The organism is Microbacterium sp. LMI1x-1-1.1, from assembly GCF_040676205.1.
Lineage (GTDB): Bacteria > Actinomycetota > Actinomycetes > Actinomycetales > Microbacteriaceae > Microbacterium > Microbacterium aquilitoris.
Genome location: NZ_JBEGHM010000001.1, coordinates 313,441 through 333,627, shown reverse-complemented (window position 1 = coordinate 333,627; position 20,187 = coordinate 313,441). Strand labels below are relative to the sequence as shown.

The 20,187-nt window shown below is 70.8% G+C and carries 18 protein-coding genes; 8 read left to right on the top strand and 10 right to left on the bottom strand.

Annotation, left to right across the window (positions count from 1 at the left end):
• Positions 1-7 precede the first annotated feature (7 nt).
• From MRBLMI1x_RS01535 to MRBLMI1x_RS01525, 3 genes are all read left to right on the top strand, one after another.
• On the top strand, positions 8-1,222 hold the full coding sequence (locus tag MRBLMI1x_RS01535; protein ID WP_363455297.1) for a fibronectin type III domain-containing protein: 1,215 nt from the start codon (positions 8-10) through the stop codon (positions 1,220-1,222).
• Between the two features lie 135 nt (positions 1,223-1,357).
• Complete coding sequence (locus MRBLMI1x_RS01530; RefSeq protein ID WP_018187590.1) at positions 1,358-2,557, top strand: glycosyltransferase; 1,200 nt, start codon at positions 1,358-1,360, stop codon at positions 2,555-2,557.
• A gap of 1 nt (position 2,558) precedes the next feature.
• Complete coding sequence (locus MRBLMI1x_RS01525; RefSeq protein WP_363455293.1) at positions 2,559-3,653, top strand: glycosyltransferase; 1,095 nt, start codon at positions 2,559-2,561, stop codon at positions 3,651-3,653.
• A 19-nt stretch (positions 3,654-3,672) separates the two neighbouring features.
• On the opposite strand, the gene MRBLMI1x_RS01520 is transcribed toward MRBLMI1x_RS01525, so the two are convergent.
• Together MRBLMI1x_RS01520 and MRBLMI1x_RS01515 are read right to left on the bottom strand one after the other, a co-directional pair.
• Positions 3,673-3,885 (bottom strand): hypothetical protein, encoded by a 213-nt coding sequence (locus MRBLMI1x_RS01520; protein WP_363455290.1) that lies wholly within the window; start codon positions 3,883-3,885, stop codon positions 3,673-3,675.
• A gap of 43 nt (positions 3,886-3,928) precedes the next feature.
• Complete coding sequence (locus MRBLMI1x_RS01515; RefSeq protein WP_363455287.1) at positions 3,929-4,360, bottom strand: hypothetical protein; 432 nt, start codon at positions 4,358-4,360, stop codon at positions 3,929-3,931.
• A 185-nt stretch (positions 4,361-4,545) separates the two neighbouring features.
• On the opposite strand from MRBLMI1x_RS01515, the gene MRBLMI1x_RS01510 reads away from it, so the two are divergent.
• The 3 genes from MRBLMI1x_RS01510 to MRBLMI1x_RS01500 are packed head-to-tail and all read left to right on the top strand — an operon-like array spanning position 4,546 to position 8,316.
• Positions 4,546-5,514 carry a GlxA family transcriptional regulator gene (locus MRBLMI1x_RS01510; RefSeq protein WP_363455284.1) on the top strand — a complete coding sequence of 323 codons (969 nt, stop codon included), beginning with the start codon at positions 4,546-4,548 and terminating at the stop codon, positions 5,512-5,514.
• Positions 5,515-5,566: 52 nt separating this feature from the next.
• Positions 5,567-7,777 (top strand): ATP-dependent Clp protease ATP-binding subunit, encoded by a 2,211-nt coding sequence (locus MRBLMI1x_RS01505; protein WP_363455281.1) that lies wholly within the window; start codon positions 5,567-5,569, stop codon positions 7,775-7,777.
• Positions 7,777-8,316, top strand: coding sequence for a GNAT family N-acetyltransferase (locus tag MRBLMI1x_RS01500; protein WP_363455278.1), 540 nt, complete (start codon positions 7,777-7,779; stop codon positions 8,314-8,316). Before MRBLMI1x_RS01505 ends, MRBLMI1x_RS01500 begins: the two co-directional genes overlap by 1 nt.
• Before the next feature lie 141 nt (positions 8,317-8,457).
• Here MRBLMI1x_RS01500 and MRBLMI1x_RS01495 read toward each other — a convergent pair whose 3' ends face one another.
• Positions 8,458-9,774, bottom strand: coding sequence for an HNH endonuclease signature motif containing protein (locus MRBLMI1x_RS01495; RefSeq protein WP_363455275.1), 1,317 nt, complete (start codon positions 9,772-9,774; stop codon positions 8,458-8,460).
• Between the two features lie 165 nt (positions 9,775-9,939).
• Here MRBLMI1x_RS01495 and MRBLMI1x_RS01490 point away from each other — a divergent pair, with 165 nt between their 5' ends.
• Positions 9,940-10,770 (top strand): UbiA family prenyltransferase, encoded by an 831-nt coding sequence (locus MRBLMI1x_RS01490; protein ID WP_363455272.1) that lies wholly within the window; start codon positions 9,940-9,942, stop codon positions 10,768-10,770.
• A gap of 29 nt (positions 10,771-10,799) precedes the next feature.
• Here MRBLMI1x_RS01490 and MRBLMI1x_RS01485 read toward each other — a convergent pair whose 3' ends face one another.
• From MRBLMI1x_RS01485 to MRBLMI1x_RS01455, 7 genes are all read right to left on the bottom strand, one after another.
• The gene (locus MRBLMI1x_RS01485) at positions 10,800-11,927 is read right to left on the bottom strand and encodes an NAD(P)/FAD-dependent oxidoreductase (protein WP_363455269.1); all 1,128 of its coding nucleotides are present in this window, start codon (positions 11,925-11,927) and stop codon (positions 10,800-10,802) included.
• The gene (locus tag MRBLMI1x_RS01480) at positions 11,920-12,612 is read right to left on the bottom strand and encodes a methyltransferase domain-containing protein (RefSeq protein WP_363455266.1); all 693 of its coding nucleotides are present in this window, start codon (positions 12,610-12,612) and stop codon (positions 11,920-11,922) included. The genes MRBLMI1x_RS01485 and MRBLMI1x_RS01480 overlap by 8 nt, the downstream gene beginning before the upstream one ends.
• Positions 12,609-13,730, bottom strand: coding sequence for a type III polyketide synthase (locus MRBLMI1x_RS01475; RefSeq protein ID WP_018187579.1), 1,122 nt, complete (start codon positions 13,728-13,730; stop codon positions 12,609-12,611). Before MRBLMI1x_RS01475 ends, MRBLMI1x_RS01480 begins: the two co-directional genes overlap by 4 nt.
• A gap of 56 nt (positions 13,731-13,786) precedes the next feature.
• The gene (locus MRBLMI1x_RS01470; RefSeq protein WP_363455261.1) at positions 13,787-15,424 is read right to left on the bottom strand and encodes a sensor histidine kinase; all 1,638 of its coding nucleotides are present in this window, start codon (positions 15,422-15,424) and stop codon (positions 13,787-13,789) included.
• A 69-nt stretch (positions 15,425-15,493) separates the two neighbouring features.
• Positions 15,494-16,213, bottom strand: coding sequence for a hypothetical protein (locus MRBLMI1x_RS01465; RefSeq protein WP_116227636.1), 720 nt, complete (start codon positions 16,211-16,213; stop codon positions 15,494-15,496).
• Positions 16,214-16,284: 71 nt separating this feature from the next.
• Entirely contained in the window at positions 16,285-16,857 is a 573-nt protein-coding gene (locus MRBLMI1x_RS01460; protein WP_363455257.1) for a nitroreductase family protein, read from the bottom strand.
• 46 nt (positions 16,858-16,903) lie between these two features.
• On the bottom strand, positions 16,904-18,268 hold the full coding sequence (locus MRBLMI1x_RS01455) for a glucose-6-phosphate dehydrogenase (RefSeq protein ID WP_363455254.1): 1,365 nt from the start codon (positions 18,266-18,268) through the stop codon (positions 16,904-16,906).
• Positions 18,269-18,346: 78 nt separating this feature from the next.
• On the opposite strand from MRBLMI1x_RS01455, the gene MRBLMI1x_RS01450 reads away from it, so the two are divergent.
• Positions 18,347-20,149, top strand: a complete 1,803-nt coding sequence (locus MRBLMI1x_RS01450; RefSeq protein ID WP_018187574.1) for a glycoside hydrolase family 15 protein — start codon at positions 18,347-18,349, stop codon at positions 20,147-20,149.
• Positions 20,150-20,187 lie beyond the last annotated feature (38 nt).

Below are 20,187 nucleotides of genomic sequence, written 5' to 3'. Positions count from 1 at the left end.
TCCGCCTATGCTGCGCACCCCCCACGTCCGCAGCGCCGTCGCAGTGATCGTCGCGATCGCGCTCAGTCTCGCCCTCCCCGTCTCGCCGGCGGCTGCCGCCGGCAGCGTCCCCGCCAAGCCCGGGCTCGTCAACTACGTGGGCGCCTCGCTCACGTCGCTGACGGTCGACTGGGCCGACATCCCCGGTGCGACGAGCTATTACGTCTACGCGAACACCAGCCACGATCTGGTCACCCGGCCCGCGCAGCCGATCAACCAGAAGGTCACTTCCTCGAAGGCGACCGTCACCGGACTGAAGCCGGGGGTCGCCTACTTCATCCAGGTGCGCGGCGTCTCGGCCGCGGGCATGGGGCCCCGGTCATCGCCGGTGGCCCACGAGACGATCACGGCGCAGGCGACGCTGCCCGTGGGCTCGCCGAGCTACCTCGCGGTCAGCTGGAACGTGTGCTCGAACGTCTGCTCCGGTTTCTCGACGCGCAAGAACGTCATCAACAAGCGCATCACCGAACTCGCCCCCGACATCGTCGCCCTGCAGGAGGCGTCGAAGTACACGACCCCGCCCAGCGGCTACACCTTCGCGTACAACGGGCAGAACGACATCCTCATCCGCAACGGCCGGTTCACCCGCGTCGCCGCGACGTCGGGCGGCGCCACCTCGGGTGCCGTGCTGTTCCCGTCGCAGTACGCCTCGGCGGGCAAGGGGATGTCGTGGGCCGCCGTCCGGCACAGTTCCGGCGCCTACCTCCTCGTCGTCGACACGCACCTCGTGGTCGGGACGTCGGCATCCGTCGTCCGTCAACGCCAGTACGAGGCCGGCAAGCTGGCGGATGCCGTGACCGCGACGCTCACGAAGCTCAACAAGACGCACCGGTCCCTGACCGACTGGACCAAGGCGCCCGTCATGATCGTGGGCGACCTCAACACGCACAAGTCGCGCGTGGGCGACGGCACCATGGCCGCACTCGAGAAGCGCGGGTGGCACGACGCGTACGACCAGGCGCGCACCCTCAGCCTGCAGCACTACAACACGGCGAACCCGACCATGTCGCTGACGCCCTTCACGAGCGTGACCTGGGGCGACCACATCGACAAGGTGCTCGTGCGGCCCTCGCGGTCGGTCGTGTACTCGTGGAGGAACGCGGGGAAGACCGCGGGTGGCAAGTGGATCGGACCCCTCGGGTCGGACCACCATCCGCTCGCCGTCCGCGTCGGCCTCCGCTGAGGCGCGCCGGTCCTCCACCGGAGGACGTCCCGGTCCCGGGCTAGAATCGAGCCCCGGCGCCCCGCACATCCCTGCGCCCCATCGGCGAGAATGCCCCTCGCCTCCGACGCACAGATTGGCCCGTACCCCGTGACCATGACGCCCCCGGACGAACCCGCCCCCGAGCGCGGACCCCTCACCATCGTGATCGCGGCCGACACGTTCGCGCCCGATGTCAACGGAGGGGCTCGCTTCACCGAGCGCCTCGCCGCGGGCCTCGCCGCACGCGGTCACAACGTTCACGTCGCGACGCCGAGCGTCGGGCACCGCAACCACGGCGTCTTCACCGAGGACATCGAGGGTCAGCCGCTCACGGTGCACCGTCTTCCCGGGTGGCGCTACCGGCCGCACGACTGGCTGCGGTTCGTCCTGCCGTGGATGGGTAAGCACTACTCGCGCCGGCTGCTCGACGAGGTCGACGCGGATGTCGTGCACAGCCAGTCGCACATCGTGATCGGTCGCGCCCTGACCCGTATCGCGAACCAGCGTGGCATCCCCGTCGTCGCGACGAACCACATCATGGCCGACAACATCCTGGACTTCACGCTGCTGCCGAAGTTCCTGTACGACATCTTCCTCAAGATCGCGTGGGCCGACGCGGAGCGCACGTTCAAGATGTCGCGCGCGGTGACGACCCCCACCCGCAAGGCGGCGGAGTTCCTCGAGAACACGATCGACATCTCCGGCGTCGTGCCGATCAGCTGCGGCATCCGCCAGAGCAACTACACGCCGAACCTCGAGCCGCGTGAGAACCGCCGCCGGGTGCTGTTCGTCGGCCGCCTGACGACGGAGAAGCACGTCGAGGTCACCCTCGAGGCGATCACGAAGCTGCCCGATCTCGACATCCAGTTCGAGATCGTCGGCGGCGGCGATCAGCGCAAGAGCCTCGGTCAGGTGACCGAGCGTCTCGGCCTGGCCGACCGTGTGACCTTCCTCGGGCGGGTGTCCGAAGAGGAGCTCCGCGCCGCTTACACCCGCGCCGACGTCTTCGTCATCGCCTCGGTCGCCGAGCTGCAGTCCATCGCGACGATGGAGGCCATGGCCTCGGGTCTTCCCGTCATCGCGGCGAACGCCGTCGCGCTGCCGCACCTCGTCCACGACGGCGAGAACGGCTACCTGTTCGAGCCGGGCAACGCCGACGAGCTGGCCGAGAAGATCCGCACCGTGCTGACGGCGGACCAGACCGAGTACTCGCGGATGCAGCAGGCCTCGCTCCACGGCGTCGAGATCCACGACATCGAGCGGACCCTCGACACCTTCGAGAAGCTCTACCGCGGCGAACCGCTCGGCGGCTGACATGCGTCTGTTCTTCGACGCACGCTACATCCGCACCGACTTCCACGACGGCATCAGCCGCTACTCCGCCGAGCTCGCGCAGGCGGTGGCGGATGCCGCATCCGCCTACCGCACCGAGGTCACCTACCTGATCCACGACGAGCGGCAGCGCGCCTTCCTGCCCGCCGATGCGATCACTCTGACGATCCACGCGCCCACGTCGGTGAAGGAACCGTTCTCGTCGCTGCTGCTGAACCGCCACCGGCCGGACGTGCTGTTCTCGCCGATGCAGACGATCGGGTCGGGCGGCCGGCGGTTCCGGCTCATCCTGACGCTGCACGACACCATCTACTACCGGCACCGGACGCCGCCGCGGGCGCTGCCCTGGTACGTGCGTGTCGGCTGGCGGCTGTTCCACCTGTCGTACTGGCCGCAGCGGTGGACGCTGAACGCAGCCGACCTCGTCGCGACCGTCAGCGAGACGAGCGCGCGCCAGTTCGCCCGTGTGCGGTTGACGAAGCGCCCGGTCGTCGTGATCCCGAACGCGCCGCAGCGCCTCGCCGAACTGCTCCCCGACGGTGCCGTCGTGGGCTCCGGCCCCGTTCGGAACCTCGTCTACATGGGTTCGTTCATGCCGTACAAGAACGTCGAGACGCTCGTCGCGGCCATGCGGGAGCTGCCGGATCACACCCTCCACCTGCTGTCGCGCATCACGCCCGAGCGTCGCGCCGAGCTGACGTCCCTGGCCGGCGGGGCGTCGGTCGTCTTCCACGACGGGGTGACGGATGCCGCTTACGCCGCGCTCCTGGCAGACGACGCCGCTCTCGTCACGACGAGTCTCGACGAAGGCTACGGGCTGCCGGTGGCCGAAGCGCTCGAACTCGGGGTGCCCGCGGTGGTGACCGACATGGAGATCTTCCGCGAGGTGGCCGGAGACGGCGCGCTCTACGTCGATCCGCTCGATCCGGAAGCCGTGGCCCGCGCCGTGCGGTCGCTCGATGAACCCGGGATGCGGGGGCGACTCGTCGAGGCGGGGACGCGCCACATCCGCTCGTTCGAGTGGGCTCGGTCGGCGAAGATCCTGCTCGCCGCGGCGACCGATCTGACGCGGCGCTGAGCCGGGTCAGGGGCCGGGGTCAGATGCCGCCGCCGCCGCCCGCGTTGCTGCGGTTGTCGACGTGGACGGCCGTGGCCTTCGCCATGCGCGCTTCGGAGTCGGCACCGCGACGCGCAGCCGCGCCGTGACCCTCTTCATCGGTCACCGAGCGGTCGAGTCGCGCGCGTCGACGTGCGACGACAAGGCTCAGGGCGACGATCGCGACGACGACGGCTGCGAATCCGAGTTCCATGGTCACAACCTAGCCGTTACCGCAGCGGGTGGAGAAAAAGAGGTCAGAGGAACTGTCCGCCGACCGTGGAGGAGAGGAACCCCAGGACCGTCCCCACGAGGGTCGCGGCTGCGAGGCCGATCGCGATCCCGCCGAGGAGGCGGGCCCCGGCATCCCGGCGCACCGCGATGAACCCGAGGATGAGGGCGACGACGGCGAGGGCGCAGGTGAAGAGCGAGAACACGGCGTTGACGATGCCGTACAACTGCGGGTCGTAGACCGACCGATACAGCTGGATCGTGATGGCCGGCCAGAGTCCGCCGAGGAGGACGGGAGCCGCCGCCACGAGCAGTGCGGCGATGGCGAAGCCGCGGGCGCTTCCGGCGCCGGCCGCCGGAGGAGGAGTGCCGTACGGGTAGGGCGGCTGCCCCTGGGGCGGGTACTGGGGTGAGTGCTGCGGCGGCTGCTGCGCGTTCGGCGGGACGGGGTCGGTCATGGCTGTCCTCTCGCGGGGACCCGAGTCTAGGGGCGTGGTCCCGCGGGGCGGAAGGGGGTGCCCCGGGGGGGGACATGCGGCCGTCGTGGCAGGAACGCTATGCTTGCTCGCATCCTGCCATCAATGGCCGCATCGACGCTGCTCGCAGGAATCCTGCCAGCCGAACACCATCCGGGGAGAACGCCATGATCCGCACCGTCGCCTGCGTCGTCCAGAGCGGGTTCGCGCCCTTCGAGTTCGGGCTCGCCTGCGAGGCGTTCGGGCTCGATCGCAGCGACGACGGCATCCCGAACTTCGACTTCCGGATCGTGACCCCTGATCCCGGCGCGATCCCCAGCAACCTCGCGTTCTCCATCAACGTCGATCACGATCTGACGTTCGCGGACGAGGCGGACGTCGTCGTCATCACGCCGATCCCCCGGGAAGCATGGGGCTGCGTGGACGAACGGGTGCTCGACGTGATCCGCAGGGCGGTCGCGCGAGGCGCGTGGGTGCTGACGGTGTGCAGCGGGGCGTTCGCGGTCGCGGCATCCGGTGTCCTGTCGGGGCAGCGCGCGACGACGCACTGGCGCTACGCCGAGACCATGGCGAGCATGTACCCCGACATCGAGGTCGACCCGAACGTGCTGTACGTGCAGTCGGGACGGATCATCACGAGCGCCGGGACGGCGGCCGGGCTCGACGCGTGCCTGCATCTTCTGCGGCTCGAGCTCGGGGCCGAGGCGGCGAACACGATCGCGCGGCGCATGGTGGTGCCCCCGCAGCGCGACGGCGGCCAGGCGCAGTTCATCGCGTCGCCGTTGCCGGTGTCGACCTCGCTCTCGCTGACGCCGGTGACCGAGTGGATGCTGGAGAACCTGCGGCGCGACCTGTCGGTCGACCAGCTGGCGGCGAAGGCGCACATGTCGCCGCGGACGTTCGCGCGGCGGTTCAAGGCCGACTACGGGACGACGCCGGCGGCGTGGTTGGGGCGGCAGCGGATCCTTCATGCGCAGCGCCTGCTCGAACAGACCGACCTCGGACTGGACGCGATCGCGTACGAGTGCGGTTTCGGTTCGGCGGCCGTGCTGAGGCAGAACTTCGGCCGGGTGCTCGGGACGACGCCGACGGCATACCGGTCCCGCTTCGCCTGCGCCGCCGTCATGGCGTCGTGATAAAGTTGAGCCTGACGGACTCAAGTTTTGATCGACCCTTCAGGAGTGGACGATGAACGCACAACCGGCATCCGGTCAGGGGGAGCAGGGCAGCGCCCTGGAGCAGTACGGCATCAACCTCACCGACCGTGCGCGTCAGGGCAAGCTCGACCCCGTCATCGGACGGGACGGCGAGATCCGCCGGGTCAGTCAGGTGCTCACGCGGCGCACGAAGAACAACCCGGTGCTCATCGGCGAGCCCGGTGTCGGCAAGACCGCCGTCGTCGAGGGGCTCGCCCAGCGCATCGTGGCGGGAGACGTCGCGGAGTCGTTGAAGGGCAAGGAGCTCATCGCGCTCGACATCTCCGCGCTCGTGGCTGGGGCGATGTACCGCGGGCAGTTCGAGGAGCGCCTGAAGAGCGTCCTCAAGGAGATCACGGAGTCCGAGGGGCGCGTGATCACGTTCATCGACGAGCTGCACACGCTGATGGGTGCCGGCGGCGGCGAGGGCTCGGTCGCGGCATCCAACATGCTGAAGCCGATGCTGGCGCGCGGGGAGTTGCGCCTGATCGGTGCGACGACCCTCGACGAGTACCGCGAGTTCATCGAGAAGGATGCCGCACTGGAGCGGCGCTTCCAGCAGGTGTACGTCGGCGAGCCGAGCGTCGAGGACACGATCGCGATCCTCCGCGGGCTCAAGGAGCGGTACGAGGCGCACCACAAGGTCGCGATCTCGGACGGCGCCCTGGTGGCGGCGGCGGCGCTGTCGAACCGGTACATCCCGGCGCGGCAGCTGCCCGACAAAGCGATCGACCTGATCGATGAGGCCGCGTCGCGCCTGCGCATGGAGATCGACTCCGCGCCGCTCGAGATCGACGAGCTGCGTCGTCACGCGGATCGGCTCAAGCTCGAGGAGCTGGCGCTCAAGAAGGAGAAGGACGACGCGTCGAAGGAGCGTCTCGCCGCGCTGCGCGACCAGCTCGTGAAGGTGCAGCAGCAGCTCGACGACCTGCAGGCGCGGTGGGAGCGGGAGCGCGCGTCGCTGAACGCGGTCGGTGATTACAAGACGAGGCTCGATGCCCTGCGCGTCGAGGCGGAGCGCGCGCAGCGCGAGGGCGACCTCGAACGTGCGTCGCGGTTGCTCTACGCGGAGATCCCGGCGCTCGAACGCAAGCTCGCCGAGGCGGAGATCGCGGAGGGTGCCGTCGGTGATGGGGCCGAGCGGATGGTGGGCGATCGGGTGACCGAGGAGGACATCGCCGAGGTCATCGCCGTGTGGACCGGTATCCCGGTCGGAAAGCTGCTGCAGAGCGAGAGCGCTCGACTGGTGCACCTCGAGTCGGAGCTGGGCAAGCGGTTGATCGGGCAGAAGCCGGCCGTGAAGACGGTGGCGGATGCCGTGCGTCGGTCGCGTGCGGGGATCAGCGACCCGAACCGGCCGACCGGCTCGTTCCTGTTCCTGGGGCCGACGGGTGTCGGCAAGACCGAGCTCGCGAAGGCGCTCGCGGAGTTCCTCTTCGACGACGAGCGCGCGATGGTCCGCATCGACATGAGCGAGTACGGCGAGAAGCACGCCGTCGCGCGGCTCGTCGGTGCCCCTCCGGGGTACGTCGGGTACGAGCAGGGCGGTCAGCTGACCGAGGCGGTGCGGCGCCGTCCGTATTCGGTGGTGCTGCTCGACGAGGTCGAGAAGGCGCACCCTGAGGTGTTCGACGTGCTGTTGCAGGTGCTCGACGACGGACGGTTGACCGACGGCCAGGGGCGGACGGTGGACTTCACGAACACGATCCTGATCCTGACGAGCAACATCGGATCACCGGTGCTGATCGATCCGACGCTGACGGACGACACGAAGCGCGAGCAGGTCATGGCGATGGTGCGGCAGGCGTTCCGGCCGGAGTTCCTGAACCGCCTCGACGACGTCGTGATGTTCACACCGCTGACCGAGTCGGATCTGGCTCAGATCGTCGAGCTGGCGGTCGATGCGCTGCAGCGGAGGCTGCACGCTCGCCGGTTGACGCTCGCGGTGACGCCGGACGCGCGGGCGTGGCTCGCCGAGCGCGGCTACGATCCGCTGTTCGGGGCGCGACCGCTGCGGCGTCTGATCCAGTCCGAGATCCAGGACAGGTTGGCGATGGCGCTGCTGTCGGGCGGCGTGCACGACGCTGATGTGGTCCGGGTGGATGTCGCGGTCGACGGCTCGCAGCTGGTGCTGACGAGCAGCGGGCCGACGCCGCCGGAGGAGTCGGGCGACGACACCATCGAGGCGGAGCTGCTCGACTGATGACGCCGGTCGCGCTGGGGCATGGCGTGGTCCTGCGCGAGGTCGTCGGATCGGATGCGGCTGCCCTCGCCGAGGCGTACCGCCGCAATCGAGAGCGGCTGGCGCCATGGGAGCCGGAGCGAGCCGAGCGCTTCTTCACGGATGCCGGTCAGGAGTCGGCGATCGAGGTGATGCTGCGCGAACGTGAGGCGGGGACCGGCGTTCCGTTCGTGCTCGAGGCGGGAGAGCGGATCGTGGGGCGGGTGAACCTCTCGGGCATCGTGCGCGGACCGTTCCAGAGCGCGAACCTCGGGTACTGGATCGACGGCGAGCTCGGTGGACGAGGCGTGATGACCGCCGCAGTGGATGCCGTGGCTCGAGTCGCCGCTGGAGGTCTCGGCCTGCACCGCATCCAGGCGGCGACGCTGCTGCACAACGCGCCGTCGCAGTCGGTGCTGCGCCGGTGCGGCTTCGCGGAGATCGGCGTCGCGCCGAGGTACCTGCGGATCGCGGGGCGGTGGCAGGACCATCTGCTGTTCCAGCGGATCCTGGAGGGCTGAGCCGGTCGCGTGTCGGTTCGTGGCGGTGTCGGTTCTGAGCGGTGTCGGTTCGTGGACGTGCCGGTTCGCGGGCGAGAGGCCCGTGCGCGAGCTGGGGTAGGCGCCCGCGGTCCACGCAGTGCGGGGTCGGGGAGCGGCGGTTCAGAACGGAGCGGGGTCTCCGGGCGTTGTGGCGGCAGGGGTGAAGGCGACGGCCGGGGTGGGTGCGTCTTCGCGGTAGGTCCTGCCGAGGGGTGAGGTCCATTCGAGGACTCCACCCGACAGTTGTCGGACCCGCCATGCGGTGAACTGCTTCATCGAATGGTGTCTCTGGCAGAGATGCGCGAGGTTGGACAGTTCCGTCTTGCCGCCGAGGGCGTGGTCGTGGGTGTGGTCGACTTCGCACCGGATCGCGGCGACGCGGCACCCCGGGAACCGGCAGTGCTGGTCGCGGGCTTGCAGGAACCGTCGCATCCCCGAGGGCACCCGGTACGAGTCGGTCGACACGGTGACTCCGGTGGTGGGGTCATGAAACAGGCGCTCCCACACCAAGGTGTCGCCGGCGAGTGTGCGAGCGGTGGCCGGGTCGATGGGCGAGCGGCCGGTCAGGTCGCACGGCCCGTCGTCGACACCGGTCAGGGTCGCCGCGGGGATGAGTACTTGCACGCGTGCGCGGATGGCGCCGAGCGGTCCGGCGGTGGTGTCGCGGGTGTCGTCGAGCGCCGGGGTGCCGGCGAGGAGGAGATCGGCGAACACGTCGGCGCGGACCTGATCGGTCGAGCGCGCATCGGTCGCGACGATTTCTGAACCTGTCGCGCGTTCGCCCCGGGTGTCGATGATCGCTCGTGCCTGCTGTGTCAGCCGGTCGTGGATGCCCTCCGCGATCACCGTCGGCAGTGTCGCGATCACGTCCGACATCCCATCCCGTCCTGGCGTTAGTCGCACGCACCGCCCCGCGGCAGCTTCCTCGTGTCGTTCCGCGAAGGTCCGGGGATGCATTCGGTGGGCGAGGATCTCGAGCTCACCCCGAACCCGGTTCGGTGTGTCGCCTTCGCACCGGTCGATCGCGACCTTCTCGAACTCCGCCCACATCTCTGCGGGCAGGTTCAGCCCGGTCTCGACGATCGCCCTCACGTGCCCCTGCACGATCCGCCCGGCCTCCCACGCGGCCACCGCGGCGGGGAATCCTTCGATGGTCACCCGTGCTTCACCGATCCGGCGTTGCACCGTCCGGTCGGTGATGCGCATCGCCCCAGCGACCTCGGCTGAAATGGACCGCAGCACCATGTCGTGCAGGGTGACTTTCGCGTTCGGGGGCGCGCCCTGCTCCTCCGCCAACCGGCCCGCGGCAGCGAGCACGCGCAACTCCCGGATCTGCGCCCGAGCGAGCTCAAGGGCCACGTCCTCGACGTCCGCGACGATCCCCACGATGGCGGCGAGATACGCCTCGCCACCGGGGGTTTCCGCCGCATCCGTCATACCTGAACCCTGCCACCAACCTCCGACATCGAGACCCCGAAAACCGCTCAAAACACACGCTCCGCACACGGCCGAAGGTGAGAAACGTCTCATCTGCGAAGGACCCACCCTCCGTACCTGAGTCGGCCCCAGCCAAGCCCCGTCCGGAGCGTGAAAGGATCGAGCATGCGAACCGCACGGGCCCTCTGGGGTTCCACTCACCCGGGCCCCTCGCTCGTCGTCACCGTGTTGTCCCTCGCCCTCGGCATCGCCGCTGGTCTGGAACCCTGGCGGCTCATCGTCCTCGTCGTCGCGGTGTTCGCCGGTCAGGTCTCGGTCGGTCTCTCCAACGACGCGATCGATCTGTTCCGCGACGCGACCGTCGGTCGCTCCGACAAGCCCCTCGTCCGAGGCGACACCCGCGTCCGCACCGCGTGGATCGCGGCGGGGATCGCACTCGGGGTGGCCGTCCTGCTTTCGGCGGTGCTCGGCTGGGGCATGCTGTTCGCCCACGTCATCGCCCTCGTCTCGGCCTGGAGCTACAACGCCGGACTCAAGGCGACGGCCGCATCACTGCTGCCGTTCCTCGTCAGCTTCGGGATCTTCCCCTCGCTGGCGACGCTCTCGGCGCCCGCCCCGCAGCCGGCTGCACTGTGGGCCGCCTTCGCGGGGGCCATGCTCGGCGCCGCCGTGCACCTCACCAACGTCCTGCCCGACCTCGACGACGATCGGCGCACCGGCGTCCGCGGTCTGCCGCACCGGATCGGGCCCGCGGCATCCGTCATGCTGGCGGTCGTCGGCATCGTGGTCGCCGCGATCGCCGTCCTCATCGGCAGTCTCGTCGAGGGCGCCTCACCGCTCGCAATGATCGCGTTCGCTCTCCTCGTCGCGGGAATCGCGGCAGCGGTGATGATCCGGATGCGGCGTCGCGGCCCCGACCGCACCGGTTTCCGTCTCGTGATGCTCGCCGCGCTCGTCCTCGCCCTCCAGCTCGTGGTGGCGTCGGGCGCCGCATGATCCGCACACTGGCGGAGTAGTTCCGACACTCACCGCGCGGCGGCGTCGAGCCCCATCGCGTAGGCGTGCGGCACGAGCGACCCCGTTGCGGCGAGCAGCGAACCGAGAACCCGCGACCGGACGGCGTCGGCGCTGCGTGACACCGGTCGACCGAGCCCCATGTTCACGGCCGCCATCCGGCCGGCGACACGGGAGGAGCGCAGGCGGTCGCGTTCCCACTGGGCGAGATCCGCCTCGGGCGCCGACCCGAGATGCACCCATGCTGCGAGAAGGGGCGCGAGGGTCGCGGCATCCAGCAGACCCAGATTGAGGCCCTGCCCGCCGATCGGGCTGATCTCGTGCGCCGCATCCCCGATGACGAACAACCGGTCGCGACGCATCGACGGAGCGAGCACGCGCCGCACGCCGAACGCGGTCGCCTCGCTCACGACGTCAGCGGCCTCGGCTTCGCCGCGCGTACGCATCGCGTCCTTCAGCCGGCGAACCAGTGCATGCGGCTCGAGCGATCCGCCGGCATCCCACGCGACGAACCGGCGCCGCCCGTCCGGCAGCGGGAACGACTCCAGCACGCCTCCAGGGGCCAGGTGCACGAGGGCGGTCTCGGCGTCCTCACGTGGTGGGAGGGCGGCATCCGTCATCAGATACCGATCCGCGTATGCAGTCCGCCGCAGCGCATCGGGGCGGTACACCAGGTCGCGCGCACCGACACCCCCGGCGACCACGACGATCGGCGCGACCCGCTCGCCGCGATCGGTCTCGACCCGCACGCGAGCGCCGTCGGGCGCCACGCGCGTCACCGTCACGCCGCGTTCGGGATGCGGGCTGTCGCCGCGCAGGGCCGCCTCGGTCTCGACCTGCGGCAGCGTCGCGACATACGGATGCCGCGCGTCGAGCCTCCCGAAGTCGACCACGCCGATCGCGCGCCCGCCGCTGCGCGCCTCGCCGCGGCGCACGCGGACCGCCCGGGTCAGGATGCGGTCGGTCGCCCCGCCGGCTTCGAGTGCAGCGAGCGTCGGGGCGTGCAGACCGATGGCCCGCGATCCGCCGCCGGCGGCGGGGCGGCGCTCCAGCACGGCGGCGTCGACGCCGAACCGCGCCAGCTCGGCCGCGAGCAGCGTGCCGACCGGGCCGGCACCGATGACGAGGACCTCAACCATCGCCGTCCGCCACGGCGAGCAACCGGAACGGCGCCGGCGAGGCCACTCGCCACGGCTCGCCCAAGGTCGATTGGAGCTCGCCTGCGCGGTAGCTGCGGCGGATCGACCGCAGTCCGTCGGTACGGAGGAACGTCCCGCGCTCGAGTGCCGTGATCCCCATGCCGTAGAGCGCATACGCCAGCGCGCCGCGCTCGATGTCGGCGTGCATCACGGTCCCGGCGGCGAGCGCCCGGGTGTCGACGGCGAACTCGGTCAGCTCATCCGCCTCGAGATGATGCAGGACGTGGTTCGACAGGACCAGGTCGAACGTCTCACCTGCCGCACGGAGGCTCGCGGCATCCGTGGCGGCGAAGCTCACCCGATCGCTCGCGCGCGTCCGCGCCACCTCGAGCGCCCGCGGGTCGGGATCGATCCCGAGCCAATACACGTCGAGCCCGTCGCGCTCCGCCCACTGCGCGAGTCGCGCGATCACGTCTCCGCCGCCGCTGCCGACGTCGAGCACGCGGGCGGGTCGCCCGAGGCGCTGCAGCCGGGGACGGATGCCGCGGCGCCAGACCCGGCCCCACCCGCCGATCGCCCGGTTCACGAGGTCGAAGCGCTCGAGGGTCGCCGCGAGCGCGACCGGATCGCAATCAGGGTCGTCCATCAGTTCGCGGAGGGCCGCGTCGCGTTCGGCGAGGTTCATGCCGCCGCCCGCCGGAACGTCAGCCGTGCCGCCTCGAGGGTGAGCCCGGGGCCGAACGCGAGCGTCGCCACCCGGTCGCCGTCGTCGAGCTCGCCGGCGAGCAGCGCGCCGAGGATGAACAGGATCGTCGCGCTCGACATGTTTCCGTAGTCGCGGAGCACGTCGCGCGACACCGTGAGCGCGTCGGCGGGCAGGGCGAGACCCGTCTCGACGCGATCCAGCACGCTGCGCCCGCCGGGGTGGACCGCCCAGGTGTCGACGCCGTCGTCGCCGAGGAACGACTCGACCGCGCCGCGGATCTCGCGACCGATGATGCGGGGCACCTCCGCCGAGAGGATCATCTCGAATCCGGTGTCGCCGATCGTCCAGGCCATGTCCTTCTCGCCCTCGTCGGTCAGCACGGTCGCGAACCGATCGAGCTCGAACGAGACCCCGGTCGCGCGCGACGCGTCCGCGCTGACGATCGCCGCGGCGGCACCGTCGGCGAAGACGGATGCCGAGACGATCTCGTCGTGATCCGCCGGGGTCCGCACGTGCAGTGAGCAGAGCTCCGCGCAGACGACGAGCACCACGGCGTCGGGGTGGGCGGCGCAGATCTGCGATGCCGTGCGGAGCGCAGGCACGGCGGCCGCGCACCCCATGAACCCGAGATGCGAGCGCGCGACGGTCGTCGGAAGCCCCAGGTCGCGGACGAGGCGGTAGTCCGGCCCCGGCGCGAACATCCCCGTGCACGACACGGTCACCACGTGGGTGACCTCGGCCGCATCGACGGATGCCGCAGCCAGAGCCTTCCGCGCCGCCTCGGCGAACAGCGGCGGGGCCAGTCGGATGTACGCGTCGTTGCGCGCCCCGGTCGAGGGCGACAGCAGGTCGCCCGTCGCGGTGACCGTCGGCATCCGCTCGTCGCCTTCGGGCGCGGCCGTCGCAGCGGCGGCTGCGGCGAGATCGTCGAGCACCGTGTGGCGGGTCTCGATCGCCGAGGCGTCGAACGCGGCGCCGATGAGGCGCTTGGTGAGGCGATCGGCGCCGGGTTGCCCGGCGAACAGATCGCGCACCTGGTCCTGTCGCAGGCGGGCGCGGGGCACGGCGGTGCCGATCGACAGGATCCGGGTGGTCATTGCCTCACCGTAACCGTCGGAGGCGTGCGTGGCGCCGCGGGTTGACCGTGGCGGACCTATGTGGGCTGTCGCAGAGGCAGGCGGAGGGTGAACGTCGCCCCGCGGCCCGGGGCGCTGTCGACCCGGATGCTCCCGGAATGCGCGACCGCGATGGTCCGGAGGTTCGTCAGGCCCAGGCCGAATCCCTGCACCTGACGGGCTCGGGCCTCGGCCGTGCGGTAGAAGCGGTCGAACACGCGCCGCTGCTCGGCGTGGGTGAGACCCGCGCCCGGGTTCGTGACGGCGATCTCGACGACTGCGCCGTCGGAGCGGCAGGCGACCGTCACCACGCCGTCCGGCTGGCCGAACTTGACCGCGTTCGTCACCAGTTCGGTGACCGCGACGAGCAGCTGCCGAGCGTCCGCCTCGACGACGACGGTGCCCGGACCGACGATGTCGATGCGCATTCCGCGGGCGGATGCGGCGACCCGCGCCTCGCCGACGGCCTGCCGCACGACCTCCGCGACGTCGACGGGGGCGATCGTGAGCTCCTTGACCGTCTCGGTCGCGTGCAGCAGGTCGCCGACGCGGTGGAAGAGGTCGTCGGTCTTGCGGGAGACGATCTCGATGTAGCGCTGCAGCTTCTCATCAGACGGGTCGGCGGCGTCGGCGAGCAGGTCGAGGAAGCCGGTGATGCTCGTGATCGGCGTCCGCAGCTCGTGCGAGACGGTGCGCAGGAACTGTTCACGCACCTCGACCGCGTCCGCCAGCTCGGTGACGTCGTACGCGACGACGACGGTCCCCAGGAGGCGTCCGTCCTCCCTGTGCACCTGGCCCGAGGATGCAAGGATCGCAACCTGCGAGTCGGCCGGGCCCAGCCACTCGACGTGGTTGTCGATGACCTCTCCGCGCAGCGCCCGCGGGATGATCTGCTGGTCGTACGGGATCTGGCTCACCCGATCGGCGGCGAGCACGTCGTCGCCGGCGTAGGGCGGTTCGTCGAGACGGAACCCGACCATCTCGACCATGCGGTGGGCGAGCGGGTTGGCGATGTCGAGGCGTCCCTCGTTGTCGTAGAAGGCCACTCCTGCGTTCACCGTGTTCAGGATGCCGAGCGCGATCGCCTCGGCATCCTTCGCCTCGCGGAGCGCCTCCTCCTGCGCCCGCGACGCCTCGGCGAGACGGATGCTGTTGCGATGGAGCTGGCGGGCGGCGAGGAACACGACGACGGCGATACCGACGATGAGGGTCGGGAAGGCGAAGACGTTCGCCCAGTCAGCGGGCGTCGTCGGCCAGGCCCCCGTGTACACGTATCGGAAGCCGATGACGAAGACGGCGCCCATGACCGCCACCGCGATGCCGTACCACGGGAAGCCGTAGGCGAGCCAGAGGATCGGGAAGAGCGCGAGGATCGTCACCGCGGGGACGAAGGGCATCAGTTCGGCCCGGAACAGGGCGACGGTGAGGAGGTCGGCCACCGCGATCAGGATCATCCACGCGCGCGGCAACCTCTCCCACGGGACGACCGCCGCGGCGAGCGTCGCCACGGCCGCGACGGCGAGCCCCGTGAGCAGCGCGACCGTCCGCAGGCTGTCGGGGTGCGCGATCGCTCCCACCAGGGCGATGAAGACGACACCGATCGCGAAGGGCAGTTGCGCACGCAGGAAGACACGCATCCGACCGGATCGGCTGGCTTCCATCTCGAACAGCGGCACCGTCGCCTCGTCCTTCCTTCGACCGAACGTCAGGTACCCGAACGGTATCCCACTCCGGCCGATCCGCGATCACCGATCAGCGACCCACACTTCGACGCCCGATTCGCCCAGGGTGAAGTTGATCGCCGTCCCGGGCGCGTACGCCTGCCGGGCGGCGGGCGGGCTCAGCGAACTGACGACGGCCGTCACCGAGACGGGGAACGGGCCAGCCCCGCACGTCGAGAGGGTCTCGCCGATGGTCGGGTCGGCGGCCTCCTCGGGGCTCACGATGCTGAGGCACCGCACGGGATTCGGGTCGGCGGGGGTCCCGACGGTGTTGGTGAACACCGAGAAACCCCGGAAGTCCGCGTACCGGCGACTGTCGGAGTCGTTCTGCGGGCGCAACGGCACGAGCTCGGACAGTCGGGTCACCTCGGTCGCATTCGGATACCGCGGCACGTCGCGCGGGATCGACAGGGTGACGGCCGCGGTCGCCGCGACGAGTCCGACGGCCCCCACGGCCACGGCGGCGGGTCTCACCCAGCGCGGCCAGCGCCGTGGGGTCAGATACGGGCGCTCGGCATCGCCGCCGGTGAGCGCGCCGGGCGGGTCCGTCTCGGCCGGACCGGGGGCGTCCGGGGCGCTCTCGTCCTCGTCGTCTGCGCCGGGCGCGACGCTCGGCGCCCGCACCGCGCGCGTTTCGAGCTCGCGCAGGCGCTGCAGCGCTGCAGCATCCCCTGCGATGTCAGCGGTGCGCCCGTAGGCGCGTTCGCGCAGGCGGGCCAGCTCGGCGGCGTCGTCGTCGTCCATCGGGACTACTAAACCAACAACGCGACCCCATCGGGGCGGAATGATCGAGAAGCGGCGGGCGCCGCGACCGGTCAGTCGTCGACGAGCACCGATTCGGCGACGGGGCGACGTTCGCGGGGGGCTTCCTCACGGGCGCGCAGGTCGTCGCCGGCCGCGTCGATGTCGCCGAGCGGGCCGACGGCCATCACGGTGATCGCGCGCTGGTCGTCGGCCAGACCGAAGGCCTCCGCGACGCGGTCGGCGTGGAACCCGCCCATCTGATGCGTGCTCAGCCCGTTCGCGTGCGCCTGGATAGTGAAGTGCGCCGCAGCCTGGCCGACGTCGTAGGCCGCCCAGCGCAACTCCTTGCCGTCCTGCTGGGTCGTCGCGACGAACACGACGAGAGCCGCCGCATCCGCCGCCCATGCCCGGTTGAACCCCATGAGGGCGTCCACCACGCTCGCGTGGGATGCCGTTCCCCGTCGCGCGACGATGAAGCGCCACGGCTGCGTGTTCGACGCGGACGGCGACCACCGTGCGGCCTCGAGAGCGGACGCCAGCGCCTGCTCGTCGATCGGCGCGGACGCGTCGAAGATCCGCGTGCTCCAGCGCTCGGTCAGAACGTCGAGGATGGGGGCGTCGGTGGATGCGGTGCGATTCGGCATCCGTCTATTCCATCACCACCGACGACGCCTCGGCCTCGCCGAGCTCTCAGGACGTGGCCCAGTCGGACGGCCCGGAGGTGCCGGCGGAGTATTCGTCGAGCGGGACGCGCCCGTCCCGCCAGGCGTCGATGACGGGCTGGACGATGTGCCAGCAGTCGACGGCGGCGTCGCCGCGCACCGACAGCATGGCGTCGCCGTCGAGGATGCCCGACAGCACTTCGGCATACGCCTTCAGCGCCCCTGCGCCGAGTTCCGCCTCGAGCGTCACCTTCTCGAGTTCGAGCGGGTCGGCCTCGCCGTTGACGTTCAGGTCGAGCGCGATGGAGTCGGGCCCGAGCGAGAAGCGCAGCACGGTTGGGCCGGGGTCGCCGGTGAACCCGCGAGGGAGGTGCCGAACGGGGTGGAAGCGCACCTCGACCTTCGCCTCGGCGTTCCCGAGGGCCTTGCCCGAGCGGAGCGTGATCGGAACGCCCTGCCACCGGGCGTTGCGCACCTCGACCGTCATCTCGGCGAGCGTCTCGGTCTCGCGGCTCGGATCGACCCCCGGCTCGTCGACGTACGACGGGAAGTCCCGCCCCTTCACGGTGCCGGCCGTGTACCGCGCCCGGCGCGACGCCGCGACCGGGTCGTCGCCCCACACCGCCGTCGCGCGAAGAGCGGCGCCCGTCGCGTCGCGAAGGTCGCGCTGATCGAGGGATGCCGGGGGCTCCATCGTCGCGAACGCCATGACCTGCAGCAGGTGACTCTGGATCATGTCGGTGAGCGCGCCGGCCTTGTCGTAGTAGCCCGCCCGGCCTTCGAGTCCCAGCGGTTCGTCGAACTGCACGAGCATCGAGGCGATGTGGTCGGCCGACCAGGCCGGTTCGATGAGCCGGTTCGCGAAGCGCGCCCCGAGCAGGTTCAGGACGGTGGAGCGGCCGAGGAAGTGGTCGACGCGGAACACCTGCGACTCGGGAACCAGCTCGGCGAGCGTCGCGTTGAGGTGCTCCGCAGATGCGGCATCCGACCCGAACGGCTTCTCGAGTGCGAGGATCGTGCCCTCGGGGATCGTGACCGAGCGGAGCGCATCGCACGCCTTCGCGGCGACGGCGGGCGGCACGGCGAAGTAGAGCGCGGGCCGGCCCTCGGCGGCATCCAACAGCTTCTGCAGTTGATCAGCGTCGGTGATGTCGGCCCGCGTGTAAGTCGTGTCCGACAAGGGCTCGAAGGCGGACTCCGAGTCGGTCGTGGCGAACGCCTTTTGCACGGTCTCGCGCCACGCGTCATCGCTCCACTCCTCGACACCCGCCCCCGCCAGCCGCACGCGGCGTTCGGGCTCGCGTGCGAGCAGCTGCCCGAGCGCGGGGAGCAGCAGCCGCGAGGTGAGATCCCCCGAGGCGCCGAGGATGAGCAGGGTCGTGTCGGCCGTCATGGGCGTCACCCTAGCCCGCTCCCGATGACGACACCCGTCGCGCCTCGTCTCTTGCCCCGCCGCCCGCCGCGAACGACAATGACGTCGATGCCTGCCCCGATCGAGTCCTATGCCCTGCTCAGCAACTGCCGGACGGGAGCCCTCGTGTCGGATGCCGGGAGCCTCGACTGGCTGTGCCTTCCCCGCTACGACGACGCGTCGATCTTCGGAGCACTCCTCGGCGACGACGAACACGGTCGGTGGAGTCTCCGCCCCGCGGACTCCGCCGCCACGTCTACCCGCCGCTACGACGGCGACACTTTCGTGCTCGTCACGCGCTGGCAGACGCCGACGGGCAGCGCCGAGGTCATCGAGTTCATGCCGATGCACGACGACACGGATGCCGTCGTCCGACGCGTCGTCGGCATCGAAGGCACCGTCGCCTTCACGAGCGAGCTGCGCCTGCGTTTCGATTACGCTCGGGCGCTCCCCTGGGTGCGGCAGATCGGGCACGCGGACGCGCCGGTGTTGCTCGCGATCGCGGGTCCCGACGCCGTCGCCGTGCGCGGCCCCCGGCTGCACCCGGACGGCACGATGCACCGCGCCGTGTTCACGGTGGCGGCGGGCGACACCGTCGACTCGGTGCTCACCTGGGACCGGTCGTACCACCGGCATCCCGTCGGGATCGACGTCGACGCCGCGATCGCGCACACCCGCAGGTGGTGGAGCGACTTCGCGGCGGGCGTCGAGGACGGCGGACCCTGGGGAGCCCACGTGGTGCGCTCGATGCTCGTACTCCGTGCCCTGACCCATACCGAAACCGGCGGGATCGTCGCCGCTGCGACGACCTCGCTCCCCGAGGACCCCGGTGGCTCGCGCAACTGGGACTACCGGTTCGTCTGGTTGCGGGATGCCGCCCTCACCCTCGAGGCCTACCTCGCCCACGGCTACACCCGGGCACCGGAGCGCTGGCGCGATTGGCTGCTGCGCGCGATCGCCGGCGACCCCGCCGACGTGCAGATCATGTACGGCCTCGGCGGTGAACGGGACCTCCCCGAACGCGAGCTGACGAGCCTGCCGGGCTACGAGGGATCCGCGCCCGTCCGCGTCGGCAACGGCGCCGTTGACCAGTACCAGGGCGACGTGATCGGCGAGGTCCTCGTCGCCCTCGAGGCCGCCCGCCTCGCCGGGGTGACCGAGACTCCGTCGTCGTGGTCGTTGCAGCGCGCGCTGCTGGCGCAGGTCGTCGCGTGGGTCGACCGCCCCGACCACGGCATCTGGGAGATGCGCGGCGACCTGCACCACTTCACGCATTCCCGCGCGATGGTGTGGGCCGCGCTCGACCGCGGCATCCGCGCGGTGCGCGAGCACGGTCTGCCCGGCGACGCCGACACGTGGGATCGGCTCCGCGATCAGGTGCGCGCCGAGATCGATGCGACCGGGGTGGATGCCGCGGGTGGCCACTTCACGCAACACGACGGCACCGACGAGGTCGACGCCTCGCTGCTTCTCCTGCCCGTCGTCGGGTTCTGCGCCGCCGACGACCCGCGGATGCTCGCCACCGTCGCCCGCATCGAGCGCGACCTCCTGCGCGACGGTTTCGTCATGAGGTATCGCACCGCGGCGGGGACCGACGGGTTGCCCGGCGACGAGCACCCCTTCCTCGCGTGCTCCTTTTGGCTCGTCGAGCAGTACGCGGCGACCGGACGCATCGAGGATGCGACGCGCCTCATGGACCGGCTCTGCGCCGTCGCGAACGATGTGGGTCTGCTCTCGGAGGAGTACGACCCCGGGGTGGGACGCCACATCGGCAACACCCCGCAGGCCCTCAGCCACCTCGCGCTCGTCGGGGCCGCGGACGCGCTCGCCGGGCACACCGGCCGCGCCGCGCATCGGACCTGACCGGGGTCGACACCGTGGCATCCGATCGTCCGTCAAGG

What these genes read in the sequence shown, in the direction of transcription:
- MRBLMI1x_RS01535 (WP_363455297.1), top strand. Translation starts at nt 8, where the DNA reads ATGCTGCGCACCCCCCACGTCCGCAGCGCCGTCGCAGTGATCGTCGCG.
- MRBLMI1x_RS01530 (WP_018187590.1), top strand. Translation starts at nt 1,358, where the DNA reads ATGACGCCCCCGGACGAACCCGCCCCCGAGCGCGGACCCCTCACCATC.
- MRBLMI1x_RS01480 (WP_363455266.1), bottom strand. Translation starts at nt 12,612, where the DNA reads ATGAACCTCGCCGAACGCGACGCGGCCCTCCGCGAACTGATGGACGAC.
- MRBLMI1x_RS01460 (WP_363455257.1), bottom strand. Translation starts at nt 16,857, where the DNA reads ATGCCGAATCGCACCGCATCCACCGACGCCCCCATCCTCGACGTTCTG.
- MRBLMI1x_RS01490 (WP_363455272.1), top strand. Translation starts at nt 9,940, where the DNA reads ATGCGAACCGCACGGGCCCTCTGGGGTTCCACTCACCCGGGCCCCTCG.
- MRBLMI1x_RS01465 (WP_116227636.1), bottom strand. Translation starts at nt 16,213, where the DNA reads ATGGACGACGACGACGCCGCCGAGCTGGCCCGCCTGCGCGAACGCGCC.
- MRBLMI1x_RS01475 (WP_018187579.1), bottom strand. Translation starts at nt 13,730, where the DNA reads ATGACCACCCGGATCCTGTCGATCGGCACCGCCGTGCCCCGCGCCCGC.
- MRBLMI1x_RS01450 (WP_018187574.1), top strand. Translation starts at nt 18,347, where the DNA reads ATGACGTCGATGCCTGCCCCGATCGAGTCCTATGCCCTGCTCAGCAAC.
- MRBLMI1x_RS01525 (WP_363455293.1), top strand. Translation starts at nt 2,559, where the DNA reads ATGCGTCTGTTCTTCGACGCACGCTACATCCGCACCGACTTCCACGAC.
- MRBLMI1x_RS01455 (WP_363455254.1), bottom strand. Translation starts at nt 18,268, where the DNA reads ATGACGGCCGACACGACCCTGCTCATCCTCGGCGCCTCGGGGGATCTC.
- MRBLMI1x_RS01520 (WP_363455290.1), bottom strand. Translation starts at nt 3,885, where the DNA reads ATGGAACTCGGATTCGCAGCCGTCGTCGTCGCGATCGTCGCCCTGAGC.
- MRBLMI1x_RS01510 (WP_363455284.1), top strand. Translation starts at nt 4,546, where the DNA reads ATGATCCGCACCGTCGCCTGCGTCGTCCAGAGCGGGTTCGCGCCCTTC.
- MRBLMI1x_RS01485 (WP_363455269.1), bottom strand. Translation starts at nt 11,927, where the DNA reads ATGGTTGAGGTCCTCGTCATCGGTGCCGGCCCGGTCGGCACGCTGCTC.
- MRBLMI1x_RS01505 (WP_363455281.1), top strand. Translation starts at nt 5,567, where the DNA reads ATGAACGCACAACCGGCATCCGGTCAGGGGGAGCAGGGCAGCGCCCTG.
- MRBLMI1x_RS01495 (WP_363455275.1), bottom strand. Translation starts at nt 9,774, where the DNA reads ATGACGGATGCGGCGGAAACCCCCGGTGGCGAGGCGTATCTCGCCGCC.
- MRBLMI1x_RS01500 (WP_363455278.1), top strand. Translation starts at nt 7,777, where the DNA reads ATGACGCCGGTCGCGCTGGGGCATGGCGTGGTCCTGCGCGAGGTCGTC.
- MRBLMI1x_RS01515 (WP_363455287.1), bottom strand. Translation starts at nt 4,360, where the DNA reads ATGACCGACCCCGTCCCGCCGAACGCGCAGCAGCCGCCGCAGCACTCA.